This is a genomic window from Actinoplanes auranticolor, assembly GCF_018332655.1.
GTDB lineage: Bacteria > Actinomycetota > Actinomycetes > Mycobacteriales > Micromonosporaceae > Actinoplanes > Actinoplanes auranticolor.
In genome coordinates, this window is the sequence record NZ_BOQL01000016.1 from 78,413 (window position 1) to 90,529 (window position 12,117).

7 protein-coding genes and 2 pseudogenes are annotated in these 12,117 nt (G+C 72.5%); 1 reads left to right on the forward strand and 8 read right to left on the reverse strand.

Features of this window, described 5'->3' with window-relative positions:
• Positions 1-10 precede the first annotated feature (10 nt).
• Positions 11-802 carry a DUF2637 domain-containing protein gene (locus tag Aau02nite_RS07995; protein WP_246594979.1) on the forward strand — a complete coding sequence of 264 codons (792 nt, stop codon included), beginning with the start codon at positions 11-13 and terminating at the stop codon, positions 800-802.
• 46 nt (positions 803-848) lie between these two features.
• On the opposite strand, the pseudogene Aau02nite_RS08000 reads toward Aau02nite_RS07995, so the two are convergent.
• From Aau02nite_RS08000 to Aau02nite_RS08035, 8 genes and pseudogenes are all read right to left on the reverse strand, one after another.
• Positions 849-1,877 (reverse strand): annotated as a pseudogene (locus Aau02nite_RS08000) (sensor histidine kinase); the annotation flags it as partial.
• Positions 1,877-2,332, reverse strand: a pseudogene (locus Aau02nite_RS08005) (response regulator transcription factor); the annotation flags it as partial. The pseudogenes Aau02nite_RS08000 and Aau02nite_RS08005, both read right to left, overlap by 1 nt.
• Positions 2,333-2,426: 94 nt before the next feature.
• Positions 2,427-3,743, reverse strand: a complete 1,317-nt coding sequence (locus Aau02nite_RS08010) for a PQQ-binding-like beta-propeller repeat protein (protein ID WP_212987675.1) — start codon at positions 3,741-3,743, stop codon at positions 2,427-2,429.
• Between the two features lie 38 nt (positions 3,744-3,781).
• Positions 3,782-5,107 (reverse strand): outer membrane protein assembly factor BamB family protein, encoded by a 1,326-nt coding sequence (locus Aau02nite_RS08015; RefSeq protein ID WP_212987676.1) that lies wholly within the window; start codon positions 5,105-5,107, stop codon positions 3,782-3,784.
• 2 nt (positions 5,108-5,109) lie between these two features.
• Positions 5,110-6,426 carry an outer membrane protein assembly factor BamB family protein gene (locus Aau02nite_RS08020; protein ID WP_212987677.1) on the reverse strand — a complete coding sequence of 439 codons (1,317 nt, stop codon included), beginning with the start codon at positions 6,424-6,426 and terminating at the stop codon, positions 5,110-5,112.
• A 58-nt stretch (positions 6,427-6,484) separates the two neighbouring features.
• Complete coding sequence (dxs, locus tag Aau02nite_RS08025; protein WP_212987678.1) at positions 6,485-8,410, reverse strand: 1-deoxy-D-xylulose-5-phosphate synthase; 1,926 nt, start codon at positions 8,408-8,410, stop codon at positions 6,485-6,487.
• 195 nt (positions 8,411-8,605) lie between these two features.
• Positions 8,606-9,955 carry a class I SAM-dependent RNA methyltransferase gene (locus tag Aau02nite_RS08030; protein WP_212987679.1) on the reverse strand — a complete coding sequence of 450 codons (1,350 nt, stop codon included), beginning with the start codon at positions 9,953-9,955 and terminating at the stop codon, positions 8,606-8,608.
• Entirely contained in the window at positions 9,952-12,006 is a 2,055-nt protein-coding gene (locus Aau02nite_RS08035; RefSeq protein WP_246594980.1) for an APC family permease, read from the reverse strand. Before Aau02nite_RS08035 ends, Aau02nite_RS08030 begins: the two co-directional genes overlap by 4 nt.
• Positions 12,007-12,117 lie beyond the last annotated feature (111 nt).

Consider the following 12,117-nt stretch of genomic DNA (forward strand, 5'->3'; position numbering starts at 1 on the left):
CCGCTGGGCCGTGCGAGCGACCCTGATCCTGGGCGTCGCGGCCTCCGTGGTCGCGAACATCCTGCACGCCCAGGACAACCCGATCAGCCAGGCCATCGCCGCCTGGCCGCCGCTCGCCCTGCTGCTGACGGTCGAGCTGATCTCGCGGGTCCCGGTCCACCACCGCTGGCTGGCCTTCGCCCGCCTGGTCGCCACGGCGACGATCGCCGGCATCGCCGCCTGGGTCTCCTACTGGCACATGGCCGGCGTGGCGGCCCGCTACGGCGAGACCGGCGCCTCCCCCTACCTGCTCCCGCTGTCGGTCGACGGCCTGATCGTGGTGGCCAGCATCTGCCTGGTCGAACTGGCCGGCCGCATCACCACCCTGGAAACCGAAGCCCGGCAGCCGAACACCCGGCCCGACACCGCGAACGAAACCCGCAGCGTGCCCGGCCTGATCCCCGTGCCCGCAACCGGCAACACCGGCCGCGGCCCCACAACAACAGCAGCCCTGGCCGAAGTAGCGGCATCCCTGCCCCGCAAGAGCCCGCCAAAAACCCGCAACGCCGAAGTCTCCGCCTTGGCCCCCCGCCAGAACAGAGTCACAGCATCAACCTCGGCGCCCAAGGCCACCAACGCCGCGAAACCCTCGGCCAAAACCCGCCGATCCCCAGCTCAGACCCTGGACGCAGCCGCGAAGATCAAAGCCGCGAATCCAGACATCACCGAGGCCGACCTGGCGGCGCAACTGGGCATCAGCGCCTCCCGCTGGCGCACGATCCGCCGCCAAGCAGACCAGGCAGACCTCCACCTCGCCGCCTGACGGAATCCCCCAGCGCGACCACCACAGGTTCTGGGGGCGGGGAAGCTCACCCAGGCGCGATGCCCAGCCCCTTGGCCCGCGGCACGGTAGCGGAAGCGGCAACAACGGGAGTGGTATCAGCCGCCGGCAACCGCACGGTGACCTCCAACCCCCCACCGGCCTGAGCCACCGCCGAAACAGTCCCGCCGTGAGCGTCACAAACCGCCCGGACGATCGACAACCCCAGACCGGAACCCCGGGACCCGGTCCGCTCCCACCCACCCCGGCGGAACGGCTCGAACAACCCCGGCACATCCCCAGGATCCACCTCATAGCCGGTGTTCCCCACCACCAGCCGCGCGTGCCCGTCCGCGTTCTCGGTACGCAGCCAGAGCTTGCCCATCAGGTGGTTGTAGCGGATCGCGTTCTCGATCAGATTGCCGGCCAGCCGGTCCAGCAGGCTGGGGTCACCGACCACCGGCGCCGCCTGCAGATCCGTGGTCACGTCGAGCTTCATCCGTTCGGCCTCGGCCTTCACCGCCGACAGCGCGTTGTAGACGCTCGTGGCCAGGTCGGCCGGCACCTTGCGGACCAGCCGCCGCCCGGACTGGGCCTCGCTGCGGGCCAGCACCAGCAGCGCGTCCACCAGGCCGTTCGCGCGTTCGGAGGCGTTGCGGACCACCTTGGCCATCCGGCGGTACTCGGCCACGTCGGCCTCGTCGTCGCTGAGTGTCACGTCGATCTCGGTGCGCATGACCGCCAGCGGGGTGCGCAGCTCGTGGGAGGCGTTGGCCACGAACCGTTTCTGCGACTCGAACGCCCCGGCCAGCCGGTCCAGCATCGCGTCGAAGGTGCGGGCCAGCTCGGCCACCTCGTCGTCCGCGCCGGAGTAGCGGATGCGCTGGTCCAGCGTCTCCTCGCCGAGGCGTTGCGCGGTCGCCGTCACGAAGTGCAGCGGGCGCAGCGCGCGGCCGGCCACCGCGTACGCGCCCGCGATGCCGATGATGCCGATGGCGAAGAGCGCGATCAGGCCCTTGATCAGCAGTTCCTGGGAGGCCCGGTCGACCAGCTGGGTCTGCCAGGTGAGCGCGTCGAGTTGGTCAGGTCGATCGGGGCGCCACCGCGGGTGACCACCCGGCGGGCCTGGTCGAGCACCAGGTCGCCGACGGTCAGCACCGGCGGCGCGGCCGGGGTGGCCCGGCGGCCGAGGGCCTGGACGCGCGCCACGAGCTCCTCGAACGCGAACGGCTTGGGCAGGTAGTCGTCGGCGCCGAGCTGCAGGCCCTCGACCCGGTCGGCCACGGTGACGCTGGCCGTGAGCATCAGCACCCGGGTCAGCGCCCCGGAGGCGACCAGGGCCGCGCAGATCTCGTCGCCGTGCATACCGGGCAGGTCCCGGTCCAGCACGACGACGTCGTAGCGCGTCACGTACGCCATCTCGTGCCCGGTCAGCCCGTCGTACGCGACGTCGACCGCCATCCCTTTGCGCCGCAGCCCCCGGGCGATCGCGTCACAGAGGTTCCGCTCGTCTTCCACCACCAGCACGCGCACCCGGGGCCCTCCGCGTTCGAAAAAATGTGGATCCACCGCACAGCCTCGCCGCCGGCCCGTAAAGAGGCCGTGAGTGCAGGCTACCGGGCAGTTACTACTCGGTCAGGGGCCAGATCGCGACGGCGGCGTCGATCCGGCGGCAGACGAGCACGTCGGTCGTCGCCTGGCAGTCGCCGGAGACCGTCGTGGCCGTGCCGAGCACCCGTACGGTGAGCCGCGCCGGGTCGAGCAGCGCGTAGAAGACCACGTCGTCGCCGATGCGCTGGCGCAGTCCGACCACGGTCCCGTCGGCGCGGGGTGGCCCGGCGGCCCGCCAGGCGCCGAAGTCGCCGTGCACAGCGCCGGTGCCCGGCTCCACCACCGCGAGCGGGTAGCTGCCCTCCAGCCCTTCACTGCCGTTGACCATCAGGTACCGCCCGGCTTCGACGGCCGTCGTCCAGCGTTTCTCGGCCCAGCGCAGCCGGCCGGTGCCGGGGTCGAGCGCCTGGACCCCGCCGCGGTAGCCGAAGACGCAGATGGCGTCGAGACAGTCCTGCACCCACCGCCCGGACAGCTCGACGGTGCTGTGCCAGCGCGGCACCAGCCCGGCCAGGGTGTACGCGGTGATCCCGCCCAGCCCGCCGACCAGCACCAGGTCGCCGGTGGGCCACACGGTGATGCCCCGCCGGGACCAGCCGGACGGCGCGGTGGCGTCGCCCTCGGTGACCAGGGTCCCGGTGACGGTGTCGCGGACCTCGATGTGCCCGTCCGTGGTCGCCGTGATGAGCCGGTGCGGGAAGTCGTCGGTGACGGCCGCCGGGGTGGTGTATCCCTGGACCGGCTGCTCGTAGGTCCAGCGGGTGCGCCCGGTGGTCAGGTCGAGGCCGAACCAGTTCAGGTCGCCGAACTGCGGGCTGTTCTCCCGCAGCAGCACCAGGCCGTCCGGCGGGGAGACGCTGAGCAGCCGGGCCGGGGCCCGCCAGAGGGCCCGGTCGGTGCCGGCCGCGAGGGCCACCGTCGCCTCGGCGCCGACGGTGTCGACCTGGTACGACACCAGCACCGTCGGGCCCACCGAGGTGACCTGGAAGATCGCCCCGGTGACGGCGACCGTGGTGCGCGACAGGAGCTCACCGGCCGGCAGCGCGTACATGCTGATGATCTTCTGCTGGATCGCGGAGTCGTTCGTCCCGGGCCCGGTGCTGACCACGTAGAGGCGGTCCTGCTCGACGAACATGTTGTCGCCGAGGCGGGCGGGCACGATGACCGGCCCGGCCGGTGCCGCGCGGGCCGCCGCGCCGCCCAGGACGACCAGCAGGGCGGCGGACAGGGCCGCCAGCGTGGCCCGGAAGCGGTGCGGCCGGCCGCGGGACGTCACGGGGTCGCTCGGCAGCGTGCCGTGCTGCTCACCGAGGTCGATCAGGACGTCGCCCACGCCGTCATTGTGCGCCCGGGGACCGGGATTCGCGTGGGTCAGGCGTGGAAGGCCCACACCTCGACGCGCTCGCCGACCCGGCAGGCGACCAGCTCGGGGACCGCTTGGCACTGCACCGTCATGTCGGGCAGGCGGCCGAGCAGCTGCACCTCGGTGGCGTCCGGCTCGAGCAGACCGAAGACCGTGGTGCGGTCCTTCTCCAGGTGGCTGAGCAGGAAGGACTGACCGCCCTGGACCGGGAAGTGGTACCGCCACGGTGACAGGTCGAGGCGGGGGCGGCCGGTCCCGGCGTCGGCGGTCCGCACCGGCGTGGTCATCCCCTGCAGCTCCAGCACCGCGCCGGGTCCGAACCCGATCAGGTCGGTGTCGGCGATCCGCCAGCGCTCGGCACCGGTACGCGGGTCCAGCACCACGAGCTCGTCGCGGTGGCTGACACAGGTCAGCCCGGAGCAGACGCTGGAGTTGCCGGCCGGGTCCGGCCGGTCCTGCCGCCAGAGCTCGTCGAGGGTGTCCAGCGCGTACGCGACCACCGGCCCGCCCGTACCGAAGGAGCCGTAGTGCACCAGCACCGTGCTGCCGACGACCTCACCCTCCTCGGCCCGCGCGCCGTCGAGCAGGGGCACAGCCCGCTGCCGCAGCACCGCGCCGGTCGTCGGGGAGATCAGGCTCAGCTTGTCGGAGGAGAGCACCACCACGGCGTTGGCCGGGGCGTCCGTCCAGGCGGTGAAGACCGAGCCGGGGAACGCGAGCGACCACAGCGGTGCCCCGGTGGTGAGATCGAGGCCGCGCAGCTCCGTCCGCAGCGCCGGCTCGGTGTGCAGGGCCGCGCTGTTGGTGCCGTAGAGCTGGCCGGGGTCGCCGGACGCCGGGTCGTACTCGGTGCCGGGCCGGAAGATCTCCTCCTCCACGTACGCGACCGTGTCGCTGACCGGCTGCACGGCGACCGGCGACTTCCACCGGACGGCGCCGGTGCGGGCGTCCAGCACCGTGACACTGCGCCCGGCGCGCACCACGGTGACCTCGGGCGTCGCCTCGGCCACGAAGAACGGATCCTCGCCGGCACCGCTCCGGTAGCTCCAGAGCCGGCGCAGCGGCTGGGCCTGCCAGGCGGTGAGCACCCGCGGCCGGGCGTCCAGATCCATCGCGTACAGGGTGCCGCCGATCAGCTGGAAGTCGCCGCTGGCCGGGACCGGCACCGCGCCGACGTGCTGCCAGAGCGTGGCGGCCGGCGGAGCTGCCCCGCCGAGCGCGAGCAGGAGCACGGCAGCCAGGGCCAGACCGGCCCGGCGGTAGAAGTACGCGGGCGGTGGCGTGGCCGGAGCGGGCGGAGCCGGTGTCTCGGGGCTCAGCTCGATCAGCGCCACGCTCACTCCTCTCGCCGGTAGGCCCACACCACCAGTTCGCCGGTCGACTCGCGGCAGACGAGCCGGCTCGGCGCGGCCTGGCAGTCGCCGGTGCTGGCCGGCAGATCGGCCAGCAGCTCCGGTCGCGCGCCACCGGGGGCGGCGACGGCGACCATGGTACGGCTTCCCGAGTCGACCAGCCTGGTCACCAGCAGGTGGTCCCCGCCCCCGGCGCCGGAGACCAGGCGCCAGCCGTGCAGGTCGACGAGCACGCGCCCGGTCGCCGGGTCGATCATGCCGACCGGGTCCGTCTCCCCCGCCGGGGTCCCGTACGCGACGACGGCCGAGCCCTTCTGTTCGATGCTGCGCCAACCGGCCTGGAACCAGCGCTGCAGTCCACCGTCCGGCTCGACGGCGCGGACCCCGTCCGGCCCGGTGAGGCAGATGAGCGGTCCGCAGGCGCTGACCCCGAACGCGTACCCGGCGGGCCGGCTCCAGCGCTGCTGCAACGTCACCGGGTCGAACGCGGTGACCACCCGGCCGGTGGGGGTGGGATGCCGCAGCATCAGCAGCCCCCCGGCGACGCTCGGGTTGTCCGGGCCGTAGTCGGCGGGCGGCAGTTCGGCGCTGGTGAGCAGGCGGCCGGTGTCGAGGTCGTGCACGGCGGCGGTGCGGTTGTCGTGCATGAGCAGCATCCGCGGCCCGCTGTCGTCCGGGCCCGGCACGCCCATCAGCACGGCCGTCGAGGGCACCGGCACCTGCCAGCGGGTGGTGCCGCTGTCCGGGCCGACCGCGTCGACCGAACCCTGGACCCGGCGGCCGGAACCGGAGCTGCGCACGCCGGAGACGGCGAGCAGAGCGCTGGAGCCGGGGATGGTGACGACGTTCCCGGCCCGCCGCCACTGGGCCGCACCCGTGGCCAGCGAGACGGCCGTGGTGCCCGGTTCACTCCGGTTGCCCGACCACGGCCGCATCAGCACCAGGTCGCCCCCGGTACGCAGCCGGTACGTCGGCGAGGCCGAGCCGGCCTGCCAGTTCAGCCGCCCGTCAGCCAGGTCGTACGAGCTGAGCGTCCCGTAGGTCTGCGCGAGCAGGTCCCCGCCGTCGGTCAGCGTGTACGGGTCGGCCGGGCCGAACGGCAGGGTCAGCACCGCCGTCAACGCCGGTGGTGGCGGTGCCGCGGAGGCCGCCGACGACAGCAGCACGACGACCGCCAGCAGCACCGGGGCGAACCAGTCCGGCGTGGTGGGGCGAGTCGGCCGGGCGTACTCGTCCGGCTCGCCCCGGGCCAGGCCGAGATCGATGATTACCGTGTTGCCGCCGAAGGTCTCCGCCGCCATGCCCCAAAGGTAACGGGCAGATAACGAAATGGCTCGTTGACCTTCAGCCCTTTGGACGTCAGCGCTGCGGCTGGTGCTCGGTGGCCGGATCCTCCAGGTGCGAGACCCACTCGGTCACGTCGCGGGCGATGTCCTGCGCCGTGAGCCCCAGCGCGGCCAGGATCTCGGCGCGGCTGCCGTGCGGGTGGAATTCGGCCGGCACGCCCAGGTCACGCAGCGGCACGTCGACACCGGCGTCGCGCAGGGCGCTCGCGACGGCCTCACCCACGCCGCCGGCCCGGATGCCGTCCTCCAGGGTCACCACGAGGCGGTGCCCGCGGCTCAGCGCGGCAAGCTCGATCGGGACCGGGCGGACCCAGCGCGGGTCGACGACCGTGACGCCGTACCCCTGCTCGGCGACCCGCTCGGCGACCTCCATGCCCAGCTTGCCGAACGCGCCCACCGCGACCAGCAGGATGTCCTTGCGCTCGTCCTCGCGCAGCACGTCGACCGGACCGACCCGGCGCAACGCCGGCAGGTCGGCCGGGACCGAGCCGGTCGGGAAGCGCACGATCGTCGGGCCGTCGTCGACGGCGACCGCCTCGCGCAGCTCTTCGCGCAGGGTGATGGCGTCGCGCGGGGCGGCGATCCGCAGGCCCGGCACGGCGCCGAAGACGCTCATGTCCCAGATGCCGTAGTGGCTCGGACCGTCGGGGCCGGTGATGCCGGCGCGGTCCAGCACCATCGTCACCGGCAGCCCGTGCATCGCCACGTCCAGCAAGACCTGGTCGAACGCGCGGTTGAGGAAGGTCGCGTAGACGGCGACCACCGGGTGCAGGCCACCCATGGCGAGGCCGGCTGCCGAGGTGACCGCGTGCTGCTCGGCGATGCCCACGTCGTAGGTGCGCTCGGGATACTTCTTCTGCAGGGCGGCGATGCCGGTCGGCTCGGCCATCGCGGCGGTGATGCCCACGATGTCGGGGCGCTCGTCGGCGATCGAGACCAGTTCGTCGGCGAAGACGTTCGTCCACTTCACCGACGGCTTCGCGGTGAGCGCCCCGGTCTGCGGGTCGAACGCGCCCGGGCCGTGCAGGCAGTCGGCCTCGTCGTCCTCGGCCGGGCGGTAGCCGTAGCCCTTGCGGGTCACCGCGTGCACGATGACCGGGGCGTTGAAGCCCTTGGCCCGGCGCAGCGCCGACTCCATCGCCTGCACATCGTGCCCGTCGACCGGCCCGATGTACTTGATGCCGAGGTCCTCGAACATCGGCTGCGGGCTGACCGCGTCCTTGATGCCCTTCTTGACCGCGTGCAGCACCTCGTAGACCGGCTTACCGACCACCGGCGTCGAGCCCAGGGCGTCCTTGACCAGGTCGAGCACCCGCTCGTAGCCGGGGTTGAGGCGCAGCGTGGAGAGGTGGTCGGCGAGGCCGCCGATGGTCGGGGCGTACGAGCGGCCGTTGTCGTTCACGATGATGACCAGGCGGTTCTTGGCCGAGGCGATGTTGTTGAGCGCCTCCCAGCACATGCCACCGGTGAGCGCGCCGTCGCCCACCACGGCCACCACGTGCCGGTCCTCGCCGCGCAGCGTGAAGGCCTTGGAGAGGCCGTCCGCGTACGACAGGGCGGTGGAGGCGTGCGAGTTCTCGATCATGTCGTGCTCGCTCTCGGCCCGGCTCGGGTAGCCGGAGAGGCCACCGCGCTGCTTCAGCCGGTCGAAGCCGTCCTGGCGGCCGGTCACCATCTTGTGCACGTACGCCTGGTGGCCGGTGTCGAACAGCACGCGGTCGCGCGGCGAGTCGAAGACCCGGTGCAGGGCGAGGGTGGTCTCCACGACGCCGAGATTGGGGCCGAGGTGGCCGCCGGTGCGCGAGACCTTGACGACCAGGAAGTCGCGGATCTCCGCGGCGAGCAGGGTCAGCTGATCGGGATCGAGGCGCTTGAGATCGCCGGGGGTCTTGATGCCCGGGAGGATGCCGGCCGTCGTCTGATCACTGCGCTCGCTCATGAGAAGTCAGTCTATCGGCGGAATCTGCGAGCGCATCCGTCGCGGACGCCCGCAGAGACGACCTCCACAAAACCTGCACAAGCGCCTCCAGGTGACTCAGCTCACCAGGCAGGATGGAAAGGAGTCATGAACGTCGATGCATTCTCTCCATCTCCGCGCTGGTCGCGATGGCCCTGGGCCGGCCGCCGAGCGGCCCTAAGCCGCCGCGGGCACCAGCAGGGCGACGCATTCGATGTGCTGGGTCATCGGGAAGCAGTCGTACGCTCGCAGCTCCGCCAGCCGGTACCCGGCCGCCGCGAAGGTCTGCACGTCGCGGGAGAGGGCGGCCGGGTCACACGCCACGTAGGCCACCGCCCGGGGGCCGGCCGCGGTGATCGCCTTGACCACCTTCGCGCCCGCGCCGGTCCGCGGCGGGTCCAGCACCACCAGGTCGACCGGACCGGTGACCCGGCGCCGGGCGAGAGCCACGTCCACCTTGGCCGACACCACCTCGACCCCGGTGAGGTCGGCCAGGTTGGTGCGCGCCGCCGCCACTCCCACCGCGGCCGACTCGACGACCGTGGTGCGGGCCCGGGTACGCTCGGCCAGGGCGGCGGCGAACAGGCCGGCGCCGCCGTACAGGTCCCAGGAGATCTCGCCCTCGGCCGGCTGCAGCATCTCCAGCACCGCGCCCACCAGGGTGTCCGCGGCCGCGGGATGCACCTGCCAGAAGCCCTCCGGCGGCACCCGCCACTCCCGGCCGGCGGCCAGCTCGCGCACCTCGGCCGGGCCCTCGATCAGCACCGGGGTGCCGCCGGGATGCTCGTCGAGCAGCGAGTCACCCACCGGGACGGGCGCCGGCGCGGCCACCGTGCCGTTGCCGCCCGGCGTGCGGGCGCCGGGCTGGACGGCCCCGGCCGCCTCGAGCAGCGGGGCGGTGGCCGGGCGGGCCAGCACGCTGACGTCGCCGCCGGTCGACGCGACCACCTCGACGGCGGCCGCTTCCGGCCACAGCCGGCCGGTCACGTCGAGCTTCTGCAGGCCGGGGTGGGCGATCAGGCAACGATCGACGGGTACGACCTGGTGCGACCGGTGCTGTAGCAGCCCGGGCCGGCCGGCGGCGTCGACCGCGTACCGTACCCGCGACCGCCAGCCCAGCGGGCCGCCCGGCAGCGGCCGGACCCGGACGTCGAGCTCGGCGATGCGTTCGCCGCTCAGGCCGCCCATCCGGCCCAGCAGCTCCTTCACCACCGCGGTCTTCCACTCCAGCTGCGCGGCCGGCGCCACGTGCTGCAGGTCGCAGCCGCCGCAGCCGCCGGGATGCGCGAACGCGCACGGCGGCGTCACCCGCTCCGCCGCGGCCTCGAGGATCTCCACCGCGTCCCCGCGCAGGTAGCCCTTGTGCAGCTCGGTCAGCTCGACCGTGACCCGCTCCCCCGGCAGTGCGTGCCGCACGAAGACCACCCGGCCGTGCGGGCCGCCGATCCGGGCCACGCAGTGCCCGCCGTGCGCGGGCGCACCGACGGTGACCTCGACGCGGTCACCCTCGAACAGTTCGTCGCTCACTTCGGCTCTTCCGGGGGGTCGGCGGGAGGCGTGCCGGGCACTCCGGCCGGCACACCGCTGGGACGGGTACGCGGACCACGGGCCGGCGCGCGGCTCAGGTCCCGGTCCAGCCGGTCGAGATCACGGTCCTGGCTCGACTGCAGCTGCCACGGGACGCTGGTCACCATCACCCCGGGCTCGAACAGCAGCCGGGTCTTGATCCGCAGCGCGCTCTGGTTGTGCAGCAGATTCTCCCACCAGCGGCCGACCACGTACTCGGGGATGAAGACGGTGACCACGTCGCGGGGTGAGCCGCGGCGCACGCTCTTGACGAACTCGATGATCGGCCGGGTGATCTCCCGGTACGGCGAGTCGACCACGGTCAGCGGCACCGGGATCTGCCGGCGTTCCCACTCGGCCTGGATCGTGCGGGTGTCCTTGTCGTCCACGTTGACCGTGACCGCGGTCAGCGTGTCCGGCCGGGTCGCCTGGGCGTACGCCACCGCCCGCAGGGTCGGCTTGTGCACCTTGCTGACCAGCACCACCGCGTGGTTGCGCGACGGCAGCACCGGGCGCTCCTCGTCGGGTTCGAGTTCCCGTGCGACCCGGTCGTAGTGCTTGCGGATGCCGAGCATGCCGACGTAGATGACGAGCATGGCGACGATCGCGATCCAGGCGCCGAGCAGGAACTTGGTGATCAGCACGACGACCAGCACCGCGCCGGTCAGCGCCATGCCGAAGGTGTTGATCGCACGGGAGCGGACCATCCGGCGCCGGGCGGTGGGATCCCGCTGGGTGCGCAGCAGCCGGTTCCAGTGCTTGATCATGCCCGCCTGCGACAGCGTGAAGGACACGAAGACGCCGACGATGTAGAGCTGGATCAGCCGGGTGACCTCGGCCTGGAACGCGACGATGAGCACCATCGCGGCGACCGCCAGGAAGATGATGCCGTTGCTGAAGGCCAACCGGTCACCGCGGGTGTGCAGCTGCCGGGGCAGGTAGCGGTCCTGGGCCAGGATCGAGCCGAGCACCGGGAAGCCGTTGAAGGCGGTGTTCGCGGCCAGGAAGAGGATCAGCGCGGTGACCGCGCCGACCACGTACAGCATGATCGAACCGCTGCCGAAGACCGTCTCGCCCAGCTGGGTGGTGACCGTCTTCTGCACGTAGTTCTCCGGTCCGCCGATGATCTGCACCAGCGGATCCTCGACGAACTGCAGGTGGGTGGCCCGGGCCAGCATGATGATGCCGACCAGCATGGTGATGGCGAGGCCGCCCAGCATCAGCAGCGTGGAGGCGGCGTTCCTGCTCTTCGGCGGTTTGAACGCCGGCACGCCGTTGGAGATGGCCTCGACCCCGGTCAGCGCGGCACAGCCGGAGGAGAACGTCCGCAGCAGCAGGAAGACGAAGGCGAAGCTGGTCAGATGGTGGTCCTCGGCGTCGATGATGACGTCCGCGCTGGGCGCACGCAGATCCTGGCCGAGGATGTAGACCCGGACCAGGCCGATGATGATCATGCCGAGCATGACCACGATGAACGTGTACGTCGGGATGGCGAACGCGGTGCCGGACTCGCGCAGGCCGCGCAGGTTGAGCGCGGTGAGCAGGGCGATCGCCGCGACCGCGATGCCCACCTTGTGCTCGGCCACGAACGGCACCACCGAGCCCAGGTTCGACACCCCGGCGCTCACCGACACCGCCACGGTCAGGATGTAGTCGACCAGCAGCGCGCTGGCCACCGCGACCCCGAAGCGCGGGCCGAGATTGACCGTCGCGACCTCGTAGTCGCCGCCGCCGGACGGGTACGCGTGCACGTTCTGCCGGTAGCTGGCCACGACCGTGACCATCACGATGGCGACCGCCAGGGTGATCCAGGGCGAGTAGAGGAACGCCCCGGCCCCCGCGATGGACAGCGTCAGCAGGATCTCGTCGGGCGCGTACGCGACGCTGGACAGCGCGTCCGAGGCGAAGACGGGCAGTGCGATGCGCTTCGGCAGCAGCGTGTGCTGCAGCCGGTCGGAGCGGAAGGGCCGGCCGAGCAGAAGCCGCTTCGCCAGGGACGTCGAACTTGCCACAAGCGCCAAGGGTACGGCTGTGCACGCCACGCCGTCGGCCGCCCCGGCCAACGGCTGTCGCCGCCGCATGGCACGCTCTGCCTAGGTACGCATCCAGCGGGAAGGCGCGAA

Bases quoted from the DNA above. Each gene is read 5' to 3' on its own strand.
- Aau02nite_RS08020 (WP_212987677.1), bottom strand. From the start codon at position 6,426: ATGGCGGCGGAGACCTTCGGCGGCAACACGGTAATCATCGATCTCGGC.
- dxs (WP_212987678.1), bottom strand. From the start codon at position 8,410: ATGAGCGAGCGCAGTGATCAGACGACGGCCGGCATCCTCCCGGGCATC.